Here is a 19,360-nt window from a genome sequence, read left to right on the forward strand (position 1 = left end):
CTCAACGGTGCTTCTGCTGGCGGTAGTGATCGGCCAGCGCGTCATGGCCGAAATCGGCGGCGAGGTCGCGCCACACGGCGTGGACGTGATTGGCGCCATTCTGGGTATTGTCGTGCTCGATCAGCGTCACCGGACCATGGACCCGGAAATAATGGGCCTCGCCCGGCGTCAGCGATCCCGCCCAGGCGAAGCGGAAGGTGGCGAGCCCCTGCTCGCGGACGCGCTGCTCTTGCTGGGCCAGCAGGTCGGCCGCGAGCGTGCCGAGGAAGCGGTCCATCAATGCCTCGATCAGGGTGCGCTGGGCGCCCGTCATTTCGCCCAAGGCCACGCCTCTGGGATTGCCGAGATCCCGCTCGCGTTGCGGGCTGGCCACGATCTCGCCGAACGAGCGGTTGGCGATGATCGCCGCCTGGCGCTGCGGGTCGGTGAGGCTTGCCATGATCTGGCGGGCGAGATCCTCAGACGGTCCCAGCAGTCGGAAGCCACGATGGGGTCCCTCGCGCACCGTGGCGGGATTGGCCCCGGTGAAGAAGGGCGTCACCGCGACGTGCCCGGGGGCGGGCAGCGCCACGTTCAGCGACAGGTGATGGCCCTCGAAGCGCCAGCCCCAGGGAAAGCGCCCGGGCGTGCCGAACACCGAGACATAGTAGCGGGCGGGATCGCGGAAACTGCCCTGCTGTTCGCGCAGGACGCCTTCGAGCAGGCGCACGCCATCGAGCAGTTCGAGACCGCGCTGGTTCAGCACCGAGGCGAAGAGCGCGCGGGCGGCGTCGGCCTGGTCGGGGCGCAGTTCTCCCAAGGCGAGGCCCGCGCGGCTGCGAGGAATGTAGTGCCAGTCGAGGCGATTGCCCGAGTCGAAGGCGATCAGCGTCTTCCGGCGCTGCCCATCGTCGAGGGATACCAGGAACCGATTGGCGGCCTCGGCGATGCGTTGGGCGGCATCGACCGTCTGCGCGCTTGCGCTGCCGAACGGCAGCAGGGCTGCCGCCGCCAGCACGGTCCGCCGGGTCGGCGGGCCGTGGTGATGGTGGTGGTGAGGGGCGGACTCGTCGTGCGGATGCCAGCCGTCGTGCGGCATGGCCGGTCCGTCAGCTCGAGGTCTTGGGGTACTTCAGCGAGCAGCCATAGGCGCGGGTCGAGGCGTCGGCCACCGGCTTGCCGGCCAAGACCTGGTCGAGCGCCACGCGGACATACTGCGTCGCCTTGGGAATATCGGCCGCGCTCGACGAGGGGATCGAGTCAATGCCGCCCTTGTAGACCAGGATGCCGTTGGCATCGATGATGTACATGTGCGGCGTCACGGTGGCGCCATAGGCGCGTGCGACCTTGCTCTGCGGGTCGATCAGCACCGCGGCGGGCGCGGCATTGCGGCTCTTGGTGAGGTCGTTGGCCTGCGTGGCCGTCACATGACCCTGCTCGCCGGTGGCCGAGGAGGCGACGGTCAGCCAGACCACGCCCTTTGCGGCGGCTTCGCGCTGCTGGTCCTGCATGTTGTTGGACGTGTAGTGCTTGCGCACGTAGGGGCAGTCGTGATTCGTCGTCTCGAGGACGACGACCTTGCCCTTGAGGTCGGCCAGCGACCAGCTCTTGCCATTGCTGTCGACGGCGGTGAACTGCGGTGCGGGCTTGCCGACATCGGGGCTCGAGCTTGCAAAAGCGGCGGCGGGGGCGAGGGCGAGCGCGGCGCCACCGATCATCAGGGAACGACGGGGAACATTCAGCTTCGACATGACTGCCTCCTAACGCTTGGCTTGCTGGATTGACGACAACTCCGACAGGATCAGCGACTCGGTGAGGACCTGCGGCAGGATCTTCGGCCGATCCGCCCCCGGCGCCCAGAACAGGTACAGGGGCACGCCGGCACGGCCGAGTTCCTTCAGGACGCCGGTGATCTCGGCGTCGCGATTGGTCCAGTCGCCCTTGAGCTTGACGACGCCTGCCTGCTCGAACGCCTTCCGGCTGCCCGGCGTTTCGAGCGCCACCCGCTCGTTCACCAGGCAAGTAATGCACCAGGCGGCAGTGAAGTCGACGAAGACCGGCTTGCCGGCGGCCACGGCCTCGGCCATGCGGGCGCGCGAGAAGCGCTCCCAGCCTTCGAAGCTGACGCCGGCGGCGGGCCCCCCCGAAGCCGAGGCGGCGGTCGCGGGACTGTCGTCGAGCTTGAGAGTGGCGGCAAAGGCCAGCAGGACGGAAGCGGCAGCCAGCCCGCGGCGCAGCCACGTGGCCGCCGATGCGCCGCTGCCGATCCGCAGCAGCCAGATGGCGAAGGCGATCAGGATCATGCCGCCCAGCGCGTAGAGCACGCCGTCCGCGCCGGTCTGCTGGGTCAACACCCAGATCATCCAGACGGCCGAGGCAAACATCGGAAAAGCGAGGAACTGGCGCAGCCGGTCCATCCACGGGCCGGGCCGCGGCATCAGCCGCTGCAGGGCGGGCGTCATCGACAGAGCGAGATAGGGCAGAGCGAGGCCGAGACCCATGGCCAGCAGAACCGCGATCGTGGCGGGTGCGGGCTGGCTGAGCGCAAAGCCCAGCGCGGCGGCCATGAAGGGCGCCGTGCAGGGTGTTGCCACGATCACCGCCAGGACGCCGGTGAAGAAGGCGCCCGTGGTACCGCCGCGAGAGGCGAGGCCCTGACCGACGCCGGCCAGCCGGCTGCCGACCTCGAACACGCCCGAGAGGTTGAGGCCGACCACGAAGAACAGGTAGGCGATCAGCAGCGAGAAGACCGGCGACTGGAACTGGAACCCCCAATTGACCTCGCCGACGCTCGAGCGGATCGCGATCACGATCCCGGCCATGATGGCGAAGGAGGCGAGGACTCCGGCGGTATAGGCGAGCCCGTCGCGGCGCATCTCGCTGCGCTCGTGGCCGGCAAGCCGGGCGAAGGCCGCAGCCTTCATGGCCAGCACCGGAAAGACGCAGGGCATCAGGTTCAGGATCAGGCCGCCCAGCAGCGCAAACAGCAGCGCCTGCACGAGCGAAAGCTGCTCGGCGCCCACCGCGTTGGCCAGAGATGCCGTGGCCGCCGGCACGAACGCCGGATCGAGCCTGGCCGAGAGGTCGAAGGCCTGCCTCACGTTGCCGTCGGCCGTCTTCTCGGTGAGGACCAGTGTTCCGGCAAGGTCGGCGGGCAACGCGGTCTTGGCGTCGCCCTTCTTCAGGGGAACGCGGATGCCGTCGGCGGTGATCGAGGCGTTCTGCCTCGCCATGGTGGCGATGGGCCCCCATTCGGCCGGGAAGAAATAGACATCGCTGATGGCGTCGGGTTTCAGGCCCCTGGCCTCGACCAGCAGCGTCGGATCGCCGGCCTTTGACAGGCCATACCGCGCAGGCCAGGGGCTGGCGGTCGGCACGGCACGCCGCGCCTGCTCGAACAGAGTGCGCGTGGCCGGCGGCGCCGGCGCTACGGCGTTGCCCGAGGGCAGCACCAGTTCGAACTTGCCCTCTTCGGGGATGCAGACATCCTCGCAGACCAGCCAGTTGGCGTCGGCGGCCAAGGTCAGCGGACCCGCGAGATCGGCCGGCGGCGTGATGCGCACCAGCAGCACCGACTCGTCCTTGAAGCCGTAATTGGTAATGCCGCCGATTTCGAACAGGGTCGGGGCCGGCCAGACGATCGGATCGGCCTTGGCGCCCTCCGGCAGCTTCCACGTGATCTCGGTCGGCAGGCCGGAGTCGCCCGGATTTTTCCAGTAAGTATGCCACTTGGGCCTTATCGTCTGGCGCAGACCGACCCAGAACGGCTCGCCGGGCTTGACGGTTGCGACTTCGGACACGAGCTCGGACCGCACGTTGTCGGTCGTCACGACCGCCTGCGCAAAGGCCGGACCGGCCAGAAGCACGAAAAGAAGGACCAGAAGACGCGTCATCGACTTTCTAAGTGACCTCGGGTCGCGGCGCTTGCAAGGCAATCCGGATCAAGCCGCCGTGATATTTTGCCCGGAATTCCGTGAACGACTAAGGTCCTGGTCCGACGGGAGAATTCATGTTGCGACTGGATGATCGGCGCCTGCTCGGCGCCCTGGACGAGCTGGCTTCCCTCGGCGCCATCGAGGGCGGCGGCTGCGCCCGACTGGCGCTGACCGACGAGGACAGAGCCGGCCGAGATCTGGTGGTGGGCTGGATGACGGCGCTGGGCCTCGCCGTGACGGTCGATGCGATCGGCAACGTGATCGGCGTGCGCGCCGGCCTTGAGAACCTCGCGCCCGTGATGACCGGCAGCCATATCGACACGGTCCGCACCGGCGGCCGCTACGACGGCAACTATGGCGTCCTGGCGGGGCTCGAGGTCGTGCGGGCTCTGAACGAGGCCGGCGTGGCGACGCGCCGCCCGATCGCCGTCGCCGTCTTCACCAACGAGGAAGGCGCGCGCTTCCAGCCCGACATGATGGGCAGCCTGGTCTATGTCGGCGGCCTCGGCGTCGACGAGGCCTATGCGGCAACCGACAAGGACGGCGCCTCGGTCGGCGACGAGCTGCGGCGCATCGGCTATCTCGGGCCCTCAAAGCCGGGCGCGGTGAAGCCGCATGCCTTCGTGGAGTTGCATATCGAGCAGGGCCCGATCCTCGACGAGGAGAGGGTTCGGATCGGCGTCGTCGAGAGCGTGCAGGGCATCTCGTGGACCGAATACACTGTGACCGGCGTCTCCAACCATGCCGGCACGACGCCGATGCGCCTGCGCCGGGACGCCGGTTATCTCGCGGCATCGGTCAACCTGTTCGCGCGCAAGCTCGCCTGGGAAATGGGCGGCAACCAGGTGGCCACGGTGGGCTCGCTGGCGCTGCGCCCCAACCTCATCAACGTCGTGCCCAATCGCGCGATCTTCTCGGTCGACCTGCGCAATACCGACGAGGCCAAGCTCAAGGAGGCCGAGGCGAGGGTGGCTGCACACATCGCCGAGGTCGCGAAGGCCGAGCGGGTCGAGGTCGAGGCGAAGGTGCTGGCGCGCTTCGAGCCGGTAATCTTCGATGCCGCCCTTGTCGACCGGGTCGAGCATCACGCCCGGGCGATGTCGCTCAGCACCCGGCGCATGCCGTCGGGGGCCGGCCACGATGCCCAGATGATGCAGCGCCTCTGCCCGACAGCCATGATCTTCGTGCCGTCGGTGGCGGGCCTCAGCCACAATGTGAAGGAGCACACGGAAGCGGCCGACCTCGCGGCTGGCGCTCAGGTGCTGCTGAACGTGATGCTGGAACTGGCCAGGTAGGCGGTGAAGCAGCCCGAGAAGAACCTCGCCGAGCAGGTCATGGTACGGCTGAGCGGCGACATACGCGGCGGTCGCCTCGCGCCGGGCACGCGCCTGCCGACCGAACAGATGCTCACGACGGAGCTGGGCGTGAGTCGCACGGTGGTGCGCGAAGCCGTGGCGGCGCTGCGCGCCGACGGGTTGATCGTGACGCGTCGCGGCTCCGGCGCCTATGTCGCCGATCCCGCCGCCGGGCCCTTCCGCATCGTGCCGCCGCGCGACACGTCATTGGCCGATGTCCTGAACGTCATGGAGCTGCGCCTCGCGGTCGAGGTTCAGGCGGCCGGTCTTGCCGCCGAGCGCGCCAGCCGCAAGCAGCTTGCATCGATCCGGGCGGCGTGGCGGGCGATCGACGACGCCCTCCAGCGCGGCGAAGGCGCCGTCGCCGAGGATTTCGCCTTTCATCGCGCCATCGCCGAAGCCACCGGCAACGACCAGTTCCCCCGGTTCCTGGCCTATCTCGGCAGCCACGTGATCCCGCGCCAGAGCGTGCGGCTGGATATGGACACGCCGGCCGAGCGCCGGCTCTATCTCGAACGCATCCAGGTTGAACACGCGCGCATCGTGACGGCGATTTCGGACAAGGACGTGGCCGAGGCGCGGCGCGCCATGCGCGATCATCTCACGCGCTCGCTCGACCGCTATCGAACTCTGGCAGGAGGAAACAGGAATGGCCGACGCTAAGGACCCGCGCCGCATCGTCTTGACCGGCGCTGCCGGCGGCATCGGCACCATGACGCGGCCTTTGCTGGCCGGGCTCTATCCCGGCCTCGTACTGAGCGACCGGGTCGAGCCCAAGGACCTCCAGCCGGGCGAGACCTTCGTCGCGGCCGACCTCACCAGGCCCGATGAGGTGGCCGCCGCGCTCGAGGGCGCCGACAGCGTCATCCATCTCGGCGGCCACTCGGTCGAGGGCACCTGGGACCAGATCCTGCAGGCCAACATCATCGGCTGCTACAACGTCTTCGAGGCGGCGCGCGAGGCGGGCGTGAAGCGCGTGATCTTCGCCTCGTCCAACCACGCGATCGGCTTTTATCCGCGCAAGAAGCGCATCGGCACCGATGTCACCGTGCGTCCCGACAGCCGTTACGGCGTCAGCAAGGTGTTCGGCGAAGCCCTCGGCGCGCTCTACTCGGACAAGCACGGCATCGCCGTGACCTGCCTCCGCATCGGCAATGTCGGGCCGGTGCCTCTGGACGTGCGGCGCCTGTCCATCTGGATCTCGCCGCGCGATCTCGTGCAGCTCTTCCAGATCGGTCTCGCCCATCCCGATCTTCGCTACGAGATCTTCTACGGGGCCTCCGACAATGCGGCGGGCTGGTGGGACAATTCGCGGGCTCATCGGTTCGGCTATCGTCCGCAGGACAAGGCCGAGGATCATCGCGCCCACGCCGAGGCCGAACAGGCAAAGATCGGACCAGATCCGGTCGGCGATCTCTTCCAGGGTGGGAGTTTTTGCTCGGCAGAGTTCACCAACGACGTGAAGCGCGCCGGCCCTTAGGCGCTATACTCGCCGTCGAGAGGTGACGATGACGCGATTGTTGACTGTCGGTGCGGCGCAGATGGGTCCTATCCAGCGCAGCCATACCCGTCGTGACGTGGTGGAGCGGCTGATCGCCCATCTGCGCGAGGCCAGGCGCATGGGCTGCGAGCTCGTGGTGTTTCCCGAGCTGACGCTCACCACGTTCTTTCCGCGCTGGTGGATGCAGGACCAGGCCGAGGTCGATTCCTTCTTCGAGCAGGAGATGCCGTCCAACGAGACGGCGGCGCTGTTCACCGAGGCGAAGCGGCTCGAGATGGGCTTCTGTCTCGGTTACGCGGAGCTCGCCAACGAAGACGGCCGCATCCGGCGCTTCAACACCTCGATCCTGGTCGAGCGCGACGGCAGCATCGTCGGCAAGTACCGCAAGGTCCATCTGCCGGGCCATGCCGGGCACGAGCCCGAGCGGCCGTTCCAGCATCTCGAGAAGCGCTACTTCGAGGTCGGCAATCTCGGCTTCCCGGTCGTCAAGGCGTTCGGCGGCAACATCGGCATGTGCATCTGCAACGATCGCCGCTGGCCCGAGACCTATCGCGTGATGGGCCTGCAGAATGTCGAGATGGTACTGCTGGGCTACAATACGCCGCTGCACAACGCGCCATCGCCCGACCATGACGAGCATTCCTGGTTCCACAACCAGCTTTCCATGCAGGCCGGCGCCTATCAGAACGGCACCTGGGTGGTCGGCGTCGCCAAGGGCGGCACCGAGGAGGGCGTCCCGTCCCTGGCCGACAGCATGATCGTGGCCCCCTCGGGCAAGGTCGTGGCGCGCGCCGGCGGCGACGGCGACGAGCTGATCGTCCATCGCTGCGATCTCGATGCCGGCCGGAGTTACAAGACGACGACCTTTAACTTCGCCGTCCACCGCCAGCCCGACCAGTACCGCATGATCGTCGAGCGCAAGGGCGCGATCGATCCGGCCTGAAGCTCAGACGACTTCGCTCTTCGCGAAGTTGCCGTAGGAGCGCTCCGGCGTGCCGCGGAACAGCGACATGTGGGTGTGTGTGGCCACGAACGGGTCGCCCACCGCCTTGCGTCCCATCACCGTCGTGGTGCGGCCCGGCCGGTCGAAGCGGTCGCCGTTGGGGTGGAAGCCATAGGACTGCCAGACGCCCATGCCGACGGCGGTCAGCCGGTCGGCCGAGACGATGGCCTCGATCTTCGAGAGGTCGTAGCGGAACTCGCGGATCGTGCCCCAGACGTTGCGCCACTGCTTCTGCTCGGCCAGCTCGCGGCCGATCATGAAGTCGGTAAAGGTGCCGAAGGCGATCATGTCGTCGGCGAAGATCGGCCGCGCGCCTTCGTAGTCGACGGCGCGGCAATGCTTCGACAGCGTGTCGAACCACTGGCGCACGGCGGCGAGATCGTCGGGGGTGACGGGGTTCCGAAGGTTCATCGCAAGCCTCTCCTAGAGTCCGAAACGCTGCCAGAGTGCGCGCTCCTCGAGCGCGGCCAGGGTGGCGGGGCCGATCGTGTCGATCCCGCCGCCGGTACCGGTGTGCAGGCCGAAGCGCGACAACAGGCTCCGCCGCGGGCCGATGACGGGAAGGTGCACCTTCTGGCCATAGCGGGCCTGCAGGGTGGCGCGCAGTTCGCCGAACCCGTCGACCAGGCCGAATTCGAGGCCGCGCCGGGCCGTCCAGAACTCGCCGGTGAACAGCATCGCCTCGTCGCCCTTCAGCAGCTTGCCGCGCCGCTGGCGGATCCAGTCCTTGAAGCCGTCGTGGATCTCCGCCTGCAGGCGCTTCAGGCGCTCGACGTCTTCGGCTTGCTCGGGCCGAAAGGGATCGAGCATCGACTTGCTCTCGCCCGACGTATGGACGCGGCGTTCCACGCCGATGCGGGCGATCAGGTCCTGGAAGCCGAAGCCCGAGCTGATGACCCCGATCGAGCCCACGATCGAACTCGGATCGGCGATGATCTCGTCGGCCGCGCAGGCCAGCCAGTAGCCGCCCGAAGCGGCCACGTCCTCGACGAAGGCGATGACAGGCAGGCCCTTTTCGGCGGCATGCAGCCGGATACGCTGGGCGATCAGCGCGGACTGTACGGGGGAGCCGCCGGGCGAGTTGAGGGAGAGCGCGACGGCCTTGGCCCCACGCGTCTCGAAGGCCCGCTTGAGCAGCGGCGCGACCGTTTCGATCGACAGGCCGCGGCTGCCCAACAGGCCGCCGGAAGCGATGACGCCTGAAAGGCGGACGACGGGCACGACCGACCCGCGACGAAAACGATCCCTGATCCAGTTCAGCATGCCGGGCACTGTCGCGGGCGTGCCTCTAGAAGGCAAGCGGCTGGCCGTGGCGCAGGATGGCCTCGGCCTCGTCGGTGTAGCCGCCGTCGGGTCGATGCAGGATCAGGGGCGGGGCGTCGTGCCGGCGCAAGCCATCCGCACGGCGTGCGCGGACGAGAACGCGCGCGGCCGGCGGCAGTCGCTTCACGGTGACGTCGCCCCAGCCGAGACGGACCAGAGCGCCGACGATTTCTTCCAGGCGGTCGCTGCGATGGATCACGAGCAGCGTCCCTGCAGGTTCCAGTGCGTCGGTCGCTACGGTTAGCCACCGTGCGAGATCTGCGCTCGATTCGACGGTGGCGAGCGCCTTGCTGCGATCGGGCGAAGGATCGGCGACGGCTGCCGGAAGGTAGGGTGGATTGGTCACGACATGGTCGAAGGGGCCCATGCCGGGCGGCAGTGGGTGCGCCAGATCGTGAACCACCGTTCGGACCCGGTCTGCCCCGTCATTCAGGACCGCATTGCGCTCGGCCAGGGCCGCCAGCGCCGGTTGCAGCTCGATCCCGGTGATGGTGCAGCCGGGCACGCGCGCGGCGACGCAGAGACCCACGGCGCCGACACCCGCACCGAGATCGAGCACGCTTTCGCCAGGCTTCACGTCGGCGGCAGCCGCCAGCAACACTGCGTCCATGGCAATTCGATATCCGCGTCGGGGCTGCAAGAGCTTCACCCTTCCGCCCATCACAGTGTTTTCGGTCGGCGCGGATTCCGTGCTACTCATCTCTCACGATTTTGATTCGCAGTAACAGGCTTCACCGGAGAGTTTGGCCTTCGTCATGGCAACCGTCGTCTCTCTCGGAGGCAAGCGCAAGTCGCCCAGCCTCGAACCGCTCCTGGCGCTCTGCACCGACGACATGGTGCGGGTCGATCGTGAGATCGTGGTACGCATGCGCTCGCCGGTCGCTCTTATCCCCGAACTCGCCAATCATCTGGTCGGCGCCGGCGGCAAGCGCATGCGTCCTCTGCTGACGGTCGCGGCGGCTCGGTTGTGCGGCTACAGCGCGGGCAGCGATCGCCACATCAAGCTCGCGACCTGCGTCGAGTTCATCCATTCCGCCACCCTGCTGCATGACGATGTCGTCGACGTGAGTGCTCTGCGCCGCGGCAAGCCGACCGCCAACACCGTGTATGGCGACAAGGCCTCGGTGCTGGTCGGCGATTTCCTGTTCACGCGCGCCTTCGAGCTGATGGTCGAGGTCGGTTCGCTCGACATTCTCGGCGTGCTGTCGAATGCCTCCTCGACGATCGCCGAAGGCGAGGTGCTGCAGCTGGTCAGCCAGCGCGACATCAGCACGCCCGAGGCGACCTATCTCGAGATCATCAAGGCGAAGACGGCCAAGCTGTTCGCCGCGGCAGCCGAGGTCGGCGCCATGGTGGCCGGCCGCAACGGCCCCGAGCGGGTGGCGCTGCAGAGCTTCGGCATGAATCTCGGCATCGCCTTCCAGCTCGTCGACGATGCGCTCGACTATTCCGGCCGCGAGGCCAAGCTCGGCAAGACGGTCGGCGACGATTTTCGCGAGGGCAAGATCACCCTGCCGGTGATCCTGGCCTTCCTGCGCGGCGGCGCCGTCGATCGCGAATTCTGGAAGCGCACGATCGAGAAGCTCGACCAGCGGCCGGGCGATCTCGAACAGGCGTACAGCCTGATCGAACGGCATGGCGCCCTGTCCGACACGCTGGAGCGCGCACGTCACTATGGCGCCATGGCGCGCGACGCGCTGGGCCTGTTCCCCAGCTCGCCGCTCAAGGCCGCGCTGCTCGAGGCGGTCGACTTCGCCATCGACCGCGCCCACTAGGCTTTCGTCACGCCATGGCTGCCCAGTACGTTCTCGCCATCGACCAGGGCACGACCAGCACTCGCGCCATCGTCTTCGACGCGAGCGGTCGCCCGGTCGCCTCGGCGCAGAAGGAACTGCCGCAAATATTCCCCAAACCCGGCTGGGTCGAGCATGATCCGGAGGAGATCTGGTCGGCGACGGTCGAGGTCTGCCGTGGTGCGCTCGCCAAGGCGCGGCTCGACGCCAAGGCACTGGCCGGCATCGGCATCACCAACCAGCGCGAAACCACGGTCGTGTGGGATCGCGCCACCGGCAAGCCGATCCACAACGCCATCGTCTGGCAGGACCGGCGGACCGCCGACCGCTGCGCCGTGCTGAAGAAGGAAGGGCTCGAGAAGCTCTTCACCGATCGCACCGGGCTGCTGCTCGATCCGTACTTCTCGGGGACCAAGATCGCGTGGATCCTCGACAACGTCGCCGGCGCCCGCGCTGCCGCGGAGAAAGGCGCCCTCGCGGCCGGCACGATCGAATGCTTCCTGCTGTGGCGCCTGACGGGCGGCACGGTGCATGCGAGCGATGCCACCAATGCCAGCCGCTCGCTGCTGCTCGACATCCGCGCGGGCACCTGGGACGCCGAGCTGATGAAGATACTCGGTGTGCCAGCCTCGATGCTGCCAAAGGTCGTCGACTGTTCCGGCGAGCTGGGTGTCGCCGACCCCGAGATCCTCGGCGCGCCGGTGCCGATCCTCGGCATGGCCGGCGACCAGCAGGCGGCCACGGTCGGCCAGGCCTGCATCAAGCCCGGCATGGTGAAGGCGACCTACGGGACGGGCTGCTTCGCGTTGCTCAACACCGGCAGCATCGCCGTGCATTCGCGTCACCGCCTGCTGACGACGATCGCCTACCAGCTCGACGGACGGCGCACCTATGCGCTGGAAGGCAGCATCTTCATCGCCGGCGCCGCCGTGCAGTGGCTGCGCGACGGGCTGAAGCTGATCGAGAAGTCCTCCGACGTGGAGAAGGTCGCTGCCGGTGCCAGGGACGGCCACGGCGTCTACATGGTGCCGGCCTTCGTCGGGCTGGGGGCGCCGCACTGGGATCCCGAGGCGCGCGCCGCGATTCTCGGCCTCACGCGCGATTCCGGCCCCGGCGAAATCGCCGCTGCCACGCTCGATTCGGTCTGCTACCAGACGCGCGACCTCCTGGAGGCGATGCGGGCGGACGGTGCCCAGATCGACGAGCTCCGCGTCGATGGCGGGATGGTCGTGAACGACCCGTTGATGCAGCGACTGGCCGACACGGCGGGCACGCCGGTCGAGCGGCCGGAAGTGACCGAGACGACCGCGCTGGGCGCCGCCTTTCTGGCCGGTCTGAAGGCGGGCCTGTGGCCGTCGCTCGACGCCCTGTCGAAGACCTGGGTGCTCGACCGGGCTTTCCTGCCTGAGGAGAATGCCGCCTCGCGTGACCGTCGCTACGCCGGTTGGAAGGACGCGGTCCGCCGGGTGCGCAGTTCCTGATTGCTGGTGAGGGGCGCGGCCTTTAGGTTGCGCCCGCCATGAAAAGCCCTGCCAATCCCGTCTACTGCAGCATCGACACGACCGATCTTGCCCACGCCACCAAGCTGATCCAGAGCGTCGCCGGAGGGCCGAGGCCGGCCGTCGGCGGCATCAAGCTCGGGTTGGAGTTCTTCCTGGCCCATGGTGCTCCGGGCGTGCGCTATGCTTTTCCGACGCCGGTGCGCGCGACCGGCGTGGGCTTCTTCCTCGACCTCAAGCTGCACGACATTCCCAACACTGTGGCCGGCGGCATCCGCGCGGTGGTCGAGCTGGCGCCCACCTTCATCACGATCCATGCGAGCGGTGGCCGCGAGATGATGAAGGCGGCGGTCGAGGAGGCCGGTTCGCAGGCGGCGAAGCAGAACGTTGCGCGGCCGAAGCTGCTCGGCGTCACCGTCCTCACCTCGCTCGACCGCTCAGACCTCGAAGCGACCGGCGTCAATGCCGACCCGTCGGATCAGGTGCTGCGGCTCGCTGCATTGGCGCACGAAAGCGGCCTCGACGGCGTGATCTGCTCGCCGCTCGAGATCGAAGCGCTGCGCCGGCAGTGCGGGCCGGACTTCGTTCTCATGGTTCCCGGCATTCGCCCCGTGGGCAGCGCCGCCAACGACCAGAAGCGGGCGATGACGCCGCGCCAGGCGGTCGATCTCGGCGCCACCAACCTGGTCGTCGGCCGGCCGATCTATCAGGCCCAGGACCCGCGCGCCGCCGCCGAGGCGATCGCGCGCGAGGCCGGCGTCAACGACCTATGACCGTCGAGGCGAAGATCTGCGGACTGTCGACGCCGGAGACGGTCGATGCGGCCGTGGAGGCCGGCGCCGGCTTCGTGGGCTTCGTCACCTTTCCGCGCTCGCCGCGCCATATCGAGTCGCTCGACCTGCTCAAGGCAATGGGTGCGCGTGTGCCGCGCACTGTGGTTCGCGTCGGCCTGTTCGTCGATGCCGACGACGCGCTGATCGAGGCGCGTCTCGCGACGGGCGCGATCGACATGCTGCAGCTTCATGGCGCCGAGACCGCCGAACGCGTGGCCGCACTGAAGGCGCGCACCGGGAAGCCGGTGATCAAGGCCATCAAGGTCGCCGGTCCCGCGGACGTCGAGCGCGGCATCGAGGTCTATGCCGACGTCGCCGACCGGCTGATGTTCGATGCCGCCGACGGCACCCTGCCGGGCGGCAATGCCAAGGCCTTCGACTGGACCTTCCTGGCGGGCCGGACGGTGCCGCGTCCGTGGTTCCTCGCCGGCGGCCTCAATCCCGGAAATGTCGCCGAGGCAGTCCGCGTCACCGGCGCGCGCGCCGTCGACGTTTCTTCTGGTGTAGAAGCGACACGCGGTGTGAAATCCGTCGAACTGATCCGCGCCTTCCTTGGCGCAGTAAAAGCGCTTTGAGGAGCAGGCTGCATGAAGATCGAGGAACGGTTGAAGGAACTCGGCATCGAGCTTCCCGAGGCGACGACGCCGGTGGGCAGCTACGTCAATGCCGTGCGCACCGGCAATCTGCTCTACATGGCGGGCAAGGGCCCCGGCCTGCCGGGCAAGCCGCTGCCGGTGGGCAAGGTGGGACGCGATTTTTCGCTCGAGCAGGCCAATCGCCTGGCGCGCGACACGGGTCTCAGCATTCTCGCCGCCCTCAAGGCCGAGCTGGGCGACCTCGACCGCGTGAAGCGCATCGTGAAGGTTCTGGGCATGGTCAATGCCACCTCGGAGTACGGCAGCCAGCCCGAAGTCATCAACGGCTGCTCCGATCTCTTCGTCGAGGTGTTCGGTGACAAGGGCCGCCATGCGCGCTCGGCGGTCGGCATGGGGTCCCTGCCGCGCGGCATCCCGGTCGAGATCGAGGTGATCGTCGAGCTCGAGGACGATGCGCCGCCACCGCGTGCCGCCATCGCCAGGCCGGCCGCCAAGGCAACGGCGAGGCCCAAGGCTGCTCCCAAGGCAAAGGCGGCCCCCAAGGCCAAGGCGGCCAAAAAGAAGAAGATCTAGCGTTTTTGACCGACCGGTGCCGGGACTGCTAAGCCGGCCCGTCCCGACAGGAAAAGCAATGCCCAGCGCACCCAACAGTTTCCGCACCGGCCCCGACGAGCGGGGGCACTTCGGCATTTTCGGCGGCCGCTACGTGGCCGAGACGCTGATGCCGCTGATCCTCGATCTGGAGAAGGCCTACAACGAGGCGAAGGCCGATCCGTCGTTCCAGAACGAACTCGACTATCTGCTGGAGCACTATGCCGGCCGCCCCAGCCCGCTCTATTACGCCAAGCGCCTGACAGAGAAGCTGGGCGGCGCGAAGATCTACTTCAAGCGCGACGAGCTGAACCATACGGGCAGCCACAAGATCAACAACGTGCTGGGCCAGGTTCTGATGGCCAAGCGCATGGGCAAGACGCGGGTCATCGCCGAGACCGGCGCCGGCCAGCATGGCGTCGCCACCGCCACCGCCTGTGCGCTTTTCGACATTCCCTGCGTGGTCTTCATGGGCGCCGTCGACGTCGACCGCCAGGCGCCCAACGTCGTGCGCATGAACATGCTGGGGGCCGAGGTCCGCGCCGTGACGGCGGGTTCCGGCAGGCTCAAGGACGCCATGAACGAGGCGCTGCGCGACTGGGTCGCGACCTGCGAGAATACCTTCTACTGCATCGGCACCGTGGCGGGCCCGCATCCCTATCCGGCGATGGTGCGCGACTTCCAGTGCGTGATCGGCAACGAGACGCGCGTGCAGATGATGAAGGCCGAGGGCCGTTTGCCCGACACGCTGGTGGCGTGCATCGGCGGCGGCTCGAATGCGATGGGCCTCTTCCATCCCTTCCTCGACGACAAGGGCGTACGCCTCGTCGGCGTCGAGGCGGGCGGCAAGGGTGTGGAGACCGGCGAACATGCCGCGTCGCTCACGGGTGGCCGCCCGGGCGTGCTGCACGGCAACCGGACTTACCTCTTGCAGGACAAGGAAGGCCAGATCACCGAGGCGCATTCGATCTCCGCCGGGCTCGATTATCCCGGCATCGGGCCCGAGCATTCCTGGCTGAAGGAGACGGGCCGCATCGAATACGTGTCGGCCACCGACAACGAGGCGCTCGCGGCCTTCCAGATGCTGTGCAAGCTTGAGGGCATCATTCCGGCGCTCGAGCCGGCCCACGCTCTGGGGCATGTGATCAAGCTCGCTCCGACCTTGCCGAAGGACAATCTGCTGGTGATGAATCTCTGCGGACGCGGCGACAAGGATGTCTTTGCCGTAGCCGAACGCCTCGGGATGAAGATCTGACCATGAGCCGCATCGCCAAGCGCTTCGCCCGGCTCAAGGCCGACAAACGTGCCGGTCTCGTGACCTATGTCACCGCCGGCGATCCCAACCTCGACGTCAGCTATCAGATCCTGAAGGGCCTGCCGGCCGCTGGCGCCGATCTCATCGAGCTCGGCATGCCCTTCACCGACCCGATGGCCGACGGCCCGTCGATCCAGCTCGCCGGTCAACGCGCGCTGAAGGCAGGCATCACCGTCGATGCGACCTTCGACATGGTGCGTCGCTTTCGCAAGGAAACCGGCGACAACGACACGCCGATCCTGCTGATGGGCTACTACAACCTCGTCTACCAGCGCGGCCCCGAGCGCTTCTGCAAGGAAGCCGCCGCCGCCGGTGTCGATGGTTTCATCCTGGTCGACCTGCCGCCGGAAGAGGCCGACGAACTCAAGCCCTACGCGGTCGCGGCCGGCATCGACACCGTGCTGTTGACGGCCCCCACCACTGACGACGAGCGCCTGCCGGCGGTGCTGAAGTATTCTTCGGGTTTCGTCTATTTCGTCTCGGTGCTTGGCATCACCGGTACCAGTTCGGCGACGGAAGAGGCCGTGCGGACCCATGTCGAGCGCATCAAGCGTCACACCGACCTGCCGATCGGCGTGGGCTTCGGCATCCGCACGCCCGATCAGGCCGCGGCCATCGCGCGTCACGCCGATGCCGCGGTCGTGGGCTCCGCCATCGTCGAGCGCGTGAAGGCGGGCCTCGACGAACACGGCAAGGCCAAGGCCGATCTGATTCCGGGCGTCTTCGCCTACATCAAGGCCCTGGCCGACGGCGTCAGGGGCGTTCGGAAGGCATAGGCTGCTCGTAGCGAGGCCGGCCAACCGGTTGAAACCTCTTGCCGGCCAACCTACCTTGGCCGTGCCGCCAGATTGCGGCGAGGGTAAGATATGAAGGTTGGCAAGAAAGCTTCTCGGGCGGGTGGTCCAAAAATTCAGACGCTCGTGGAAACGATCAAGGGCATCAAGGATGGCGCCGCGGTCGCGATCAGGCGCTCTCACAGGCAAGGCCTGCCCTTTTTCGAAGCTGACTCGAAGGCCGTTTACGCCGTCTACCCAAACGGGGAACGCAAGGTCGTCCAGCATCTCAGTGATTAGCTAGGATGGCCGGCGTGTCGGCGCCGCATTTGATCGTTGTCGCTGGACCGAATGGTGCAGGCAAGACAACGTTCGCGAAGAAGAACCTCAAGTCGTTTATCGAAGCGCACACGTTTCTCAATGCTGACGAGATTGCGCGAGAAGACAATCCTCAAGATGTCGCTGCAGTCGCATTGGAGGCAGGTCGCAAGGCGCTGGTGCGCCGCAGGAACCTCTTGAGGGCTGGAAAGTCTCTTTGCATAGAGACGACTTTGGCGGGCAACTCGATCAACCGTTTTATGGTCGCGGCGAAAGAAGCCGGTTATGTCGTCCGCCTGATTTTTCTGTTCACACCATCGCCCGCACTGAATGAAGCGCGTGTCATGCACCGCGTAATGAGCGGTGGGCACAACATTCCCGTCGATGTGATTCGCCGCCGTCACGCTCGTGGCTTGGGAAGACTGGCGGCCTGCTGGGACGTTTGCGATGAGGGTGTGATCGTAGACGCAAGCTCACGCGCGCCTTACCCTGTTCTCACAAAAGAGAACGGGACAACGATTGTCGAGAGCGAAGCAGGTTTCGCGACGCTAAGCGATCGTCTCGCGTCTGCTGGATATCGTGTACCCGCCTAATCCTCGAAATTTAGATCGGCGACGTAGGGGTTGGTCTTGCGCTCCCAGCCGAAGGTCGAGGTCTGGCCGTGGCCGGGGACGAAGGTGATGTCGTCGCCGAACGGCCACAGGCGGTGCCGGATCGAATCGAGGAGCTGGTCGTGGTTGCCGCGCGGAAAATCCGTGCGGCCGATCGAACCCCGGAACAACACGTCGCCCACGAAGGCGACCTTCGCCGGCCTGTTCACGAACACGACATGGCCCGGCGTGTGGCCGGGGCAGTGCACCACGTCGAACGTCACGTTGCCGAGGCTCACCGTCTCGCCATGGGTCAGCCAGCGGTCGGGCACGAACGGCTTGTAGACTGGGAAGTTGTACTTCTTCCCCGACTCCGGCAGGCCCTCGATCAGGAACAGGTCGTCCTCGTGCGGGCCCTCGATCTTCACGCCGTAATGCTCGGCCATGGTGCCGGCGGCCGAGGCATGGTCGACATGGCCGTGCGTGAGCAGCACCTTGGTCACCTTGATGCCCTGCTGGTCGATCGCCTGGCGCAGCATGTCGAAGTCGCCGCCCGGGTCGACGGCGGTGCCTTCCATGGTCTCGTCGCACCAGACGATGGAGCAGTTCTGCTGGAACGGGGTGACGGGGGCGATCATGACCTTGAGCATCCCTCCGATCTAATGCCTCCCGCGGGCGGTTGGAAGGGCGTATGCTGCGGTTCCTTCCGGCATCGATGGCAATGAACGTGCGTCTCCTGCTGTGTATCTTGGGCCTGTTCGCCCTGTCGCTGGCCCCGGCGCGGGCCCAGATCGCCCCCGTGGCCTCGCCCTCCGGCCCCGTCCCGGCGGGCCCGTATGTCGTGGTCGATGTGGCGACCGGCGAGACCCTGCTGGACCGCAATGCCGGCGCACTCTGGTATCCCGCATCGCTCACCAAGATGATGACGATCTACATCGTCTTCGAGGAGTTGAAGGCCGGCCGCCTGACGCTCGCCACGACGCTTCCCTTCTCGGAGAATGCCCGCAACAAGCCGGCTTCCAAGCTGGGCGTGACGCCGGGGCAAGGCATCACCGTCGAGCAGGGGATCCAGGCTCTGGTCGCCCGCTCGGCCAACGATGTCGCCACGGCCTTCGGCGAGCTTCTGACCGGTTCGGAGCCTGCCTTCGCCCAGCGCATGACCGACACCGCGCGGCGTCTGGGAATGACCGCCACGACCTTCCGCAACGCCAATGGCTGGCCCGACCCTGCGCAGACCACGACGGCGCGCGACATGGCGATGCTCGCTTTGGCGCTGATCAAGGATTTCCCGCAATATTACGGCTACTTCCGCACCAAGGAGTTCATGCTGGGCAAGCAGCGGATCGGGCCCGGCATCAAGTTCATGGACCTCTATTCGCCCTATGCCGATGGCCTGAAGACCGGCTTCATCTGCGCCTCGGGCTTCAACATCGTGGGAAGCGCGGTGCGCGACGGAAGGCGGCTGGTCGCCGTCGCCTTCGGTTTCCGCCGCGCCGACCTGCGCGACGAATTCCTCGTCCGCCTGTTCGACGAGGCCTACGCGCTCAAGACCGGCGGCAATCGCCAGAAGGTCTGGCAGCTGCGCAACGGCGAGGGCGGCCCGGTGACGGTGCTGCCCTACGGCGAATGCGGCGGCATCCGCTACGACATGCCGGGGGATGCGGTGTGGCTCGGGACGTTCGGCGACTGGAGGACGGCAAAGAACGCGTTCGATGCCGGACAGGCCAGGCTGATGTCGATGGGCGTCGCCCACCCCGGCAGGGAGTACATCCTGCCCGTCACCTCCAATAAGGTCACGAAGCAGGCGGCCATCATCGCCGATCTCCAGCCCGAGGCGGCGCAGAGACTGTGCGCCGATTACCAGGCCCGGAAATCCTTCTGCGTCGTGAAGAAACCTTCGGACTTCTCGGCGCCCTACAGCGGGTTCTGGCGCTGACCTTGGCCCGTCCGCTCATT

Annotated in this window: 21 protein-coding genes; 14 read left to right on the forward strand and 7 right to left on the reverse strand. The window is 67.2% G+C overall.

The window, feature by feature from the left end; translation table 11 throughout:
* Position 1 precedes the first annotated feature (1 nt).
* From Q7V45_RS16510 to Q7V45_RS16520, 3 genes are read right to left on the reverse strand one after another with little or no spacing between them, the layout of a single operon-like run.
* Positions 2 to 1,078 carry a DUF3500 domain-containing protein gene (locus Q7V45_RS16510; protein WP_304853996.1) on the reverse strand — a complete coding sequence of 359 codons (1,077 nt, stop codon included), beginning with the start codon at positions 1,076 to 1,078 and terminating at the stop codon, positions 2 to 4.
* A 10-nt stretch (positions 1,079 to 1,088) separates the two neighbouring features.
* Positions 1,089 to 1,730, reverse strand: coding sequence for a thioredoxin family protein (locus Q7V45_RS16515; RefSeq protein ID WP_304853997.1), 642 nt, complete (start codon positions 1,728 to 1,730; stop codon positions 1,089 to 1,091).
* 9 nt (positions 1,731 to 1,739) lie between these two features.
* On the reverse strand, positions 1,740 to 3,872 hold the full coding sequence (locus Q7V45_RS16520; RefSeq protein ID WP_304853999.1) for a protein-disulfide reductase DsbD: 2,133 nt from the start codon (positions 3,870 to 3,872) through the stop codon (positions 1,740 to 1,742).
* 116 nt (positions 3,873 to 3,988) lie between these two features.
* Between Q7V45_RS16520 and Q7V45_RS16525 the strand changes: the two genes are divergently transcribed.
* From Q7V45_RS16525 to Q7V45_RS16540, 4 genes are read left to right on the forward strand one after another with little or no spacing between them, the layout of a single operon-like run.
* Positions 3,989 to 5,209 (forward strand): Zn-dependent hydrolase, encoded by a 1,221-nt coding sequence (locus tag Q7V45_RS16525; RefSeq protein WP_304854000.1) that lies wholly within the window; start codon positions 3,989 to 3,991, stop codon positions 5,207 to 5,209.
* A 3-nt stretch (positions 5,210 to 5,212) separates the two neighbouring features.
* Positions 5,213 to 5,932, forward strand: a complete 720-nt coding sequence (locus tag Q7V45_RS16530; RefSeq protein ID WP_304854002.1) for a FadR/GntR family transcriptional regulator — start codon at positions 5,213 to 5,215, stop codon at positions 5,930 to 5,932.
* Positions 5,919 to 6,749: an NAD(P)-dependent oxidoreductase gene (locus tag Q7V45_RS16535; RefSeq protein ID WP_304854003.1), complete on the forward strand. Its 831-nt coding sequence runs from the start codon at positions 5,919 to 5,921 to the stop codon at positions 6,747 to 6,749. Before Q7V45_RS16530 ends, Q7V45_RS16535 begins: the two co-directional genes overlap by 14 nt.
* A 28-nt stretch (positions 6,750 to 6,777) precedes the next feature.
* Positions 6,778 to 7,713, forward strand: coding sequence for an N-carbamoyl-D-amino-acid hydrolase (locus tag Q7V45_RS16540; protein WP_304854004.1), 936 nt, complete (start codon positions 6,778 to 6,780; stop codon positions 7,711 to 7,713).
* Between the two features lie 3 nt (positions 7,714 to 7,716).
* On the opposite strand, the gene Q7V45_RS16545 is transcribed toward Q7V45_RS16540, so the two are convergent.
* From Q7V45_RS16545 to Q7V45_RS16555, 3 genes are read right to left on the reverse strand one after another with little or no spacing between them, the layout of a single operon-like run.
* On the reverse strand, positions 7,717 to 8,184 hold the full coding sequence (locus Q7V45_RS16545; RefSeq protein ID WP_304854006.1) for a ketosteroid isomerase: 468 nt from the start codon (positions 8,182 to 8,184) through the stop codon (positions 7,717 to 7,719).
* A gap of 12 nt (positions 8,185 to 8,196) precedes the next feature.
* Positions 8,197 to 9,036, reverse strand: coding sequence for a S49 family peptidase (locus Q7V45_RS16550; RefSeq protein WP_304854008.1), 840 nt, complete (start codon positions 9,034 to 9,036; stop codon positions 8,197 to 8,199).
* A gap of 25 nt (positions 9,037 to 9,061) precedes the next feature.
* A complete protein-coding gene (locus tag Q7V45_RS16555; protein ID WP_304854010.1) occupies positions 9,062 to 9,706 on the reverse strand; it encodes a tRNA1(Val) (adenine(37)-N6)-methyltransferase in 645 nt (214 codons plus the stop codon).
* 145 nt (positions 9,707 to 9,851) lie between these two features.
* Here Q7V45_RS16555 and Q7V45_RS16560 point away from each other — a divergent pair, with 145 nt between their 5' ends.
* The 9 genes from Q7V45_RS16560 to Q7V45_RS16600 all read left to right on the forward strand — a co-directional run bounded on the left by Q7V45_RS16560 (position 9,852) and on the right by Q7V45_RS16600 (position 17,407).
* On the forward strand, positions 9,852 to 10,871 hold the full coding sequence (locus Q7V45_RS16560; RefSeq protein WP_304854012.1) for a polyprenyl synthetase family protein: 1,020 nt from the start codon (positions 9,852 to 9,854) through the stop codon (positions 10,869 to 10,871).
* 14 nt (positions 10,872 to 10,885) lie between these two features.
* The gene (gene glpK / locus Q7V45_RS16565; RefSeq protein WP_304854014.1) at positions 10,886 to 12,370 is read left to right on the forward strand and encodes a glycerol kinase GlpK; all 1,485 of its coding nucleotides are present in this window, start codon (positions 10,886 to 10,888) and stop codon (positions 12,368 to 12,370) included.
* A 38-nt stretch (positions 12,371 to 12,408) separates the two neighbouring features.
* Positions 12,409 to 13,161 carry an orotidine-5'-phosphate decarboxylase gene (gene pyrF / locus Q7V45_RS16570; RefSeq protein WP_304854016.1) on the forward strand — a complete coding sequence of 251 codons (753 nt, stop codon included), beginning with the start codon at positions 12,409 to 12,411 and terminating at the stop codon, positions 13,159 to 13,161.
* Positions 13,158 to 13,796 (forward strand): phosphoribosylanthranilate isomerase, encoded by a 639-nt coding sequence (locus Q7V45_RS16575; RefSeq protein WP_304854018.1) that lies wholly within the window; start codon positions 13,158 to 13,160, stop codon positions 13,794 to 13,796. Before pyrF ends, Q7V45_RS16575 begins: the two co-directional genes overlap by 4 nt.
* A gap of 12 nt (positions 13,797 to 13,808) precedes the next feature.
* Complete coding sequence (locus tag Q7V45_RS16580; RefSeq protein ID WP_370692614.1) at positions 13,809 to 14,390, forward strand: RidA family protein; 582 nt, start codon at positions 13,809 to 13,811, stop codon at positions 14,388 to 14,390.
* A 58-nt stretch (positions 14,391 to 14,448) separates the two neighbouring features.
* Positions 14,449 to 15,663 (forward strand): tryptophan synthase subunit beta, encoded by a 1,215-nt coding sequence (gene trpB / locus Q7V45_RS16585; RefSeq protein WP_304854020.1) that lies wholly within the window; start codon positions 14,449 to 14,451, stop codon positions 15,661 to 15,663.
* A gap of 2 nt (positions 15,664 to 15,665) precedes the next feature.
* Complete coding sequence (gene trpA / locus Q7V45_RS16590; RefSeq protein WP_304854022.1) at positions 15,666 to 16,499, forward strand: tryptophan synthase subunit alpha; 834 nt, start codon at positions 15,666 to 15,668, stop codon at positions 16,497 to 16,499.
* A gap of 90 nt (positions 16,500 to 16,589) precedes the next feature.
* On the forward strand, positions 16,590 to 16,796 hold the full coding sequence (locus tag Q7V45_RS16595; RefSeq protein ID WP_304854024.1) for a hypothetical protein: 207 nt from the start codon (positions 16,590 to 16,592) through the stop codon (positions 16,794 to 16,796).
* A gap of 5 nt (positions 16,797 to 16,801) precedes the next feature.
* Positions 16,802 to 17,407 carry a zeta toxin family protein gene (locus Q7V45_RS16600; protein WP_304854025.1) on the forward strand — a complete coding sequence of 202 codons (606 nt, stop codon included), beginning with the start codon at positions 16,802 to 16,804 and terminating at the stop codon, positions 17,405 to 17,407.
* Here the strand turns inward: Q7V45_RS16600 and Q7V45_RS16605 are convergent.
* The gene (locus Q7V45_RS16605) at positions 17,404 to 18,042 is read right to left on the reverse strand and encodes an MBL fold metallo-hydrolase (protein WP_304854027.1); all 639 of its coding nucleotides are present in this window, start codon (positions 18,040 to 18,042) and stop codon (positions 17,404 to 17,406) included. The genes Q7V45_RS16600 and Q7V45_RS16605 overlap by 4 nt on opposite strands.
* A 53-nt stretch (positions 18,043 to 18,095) precedes the next feature.
* On the opposite strand from Q7V45_RS16605, the gene Q7V45_RS16610 reads away from it, so the two are divergent.
* Positions 18,096 to 19,340 (forward strand): D-alanyl-D-alanine carboxypeptidase family protein, encoded by a 1,245-nt coding sequence (locus Q7V45_RS16610; protein ID WP_304854029.1) that lies wholly within the window; start codon positions 18,096 to 18,098, stop codon positions 19,338 to 19,340.
* Positions 19,341 to 19,360: the final 20 nt, after the last annotated feature.

This window comes from Reyranella sp. (assembly GCF_030651995.1).
Lineage (GTDB): Bacteria > Pseudomonadota > Alphaproteobacteria > Reyranellales > Reyranellaceae > Reyranella.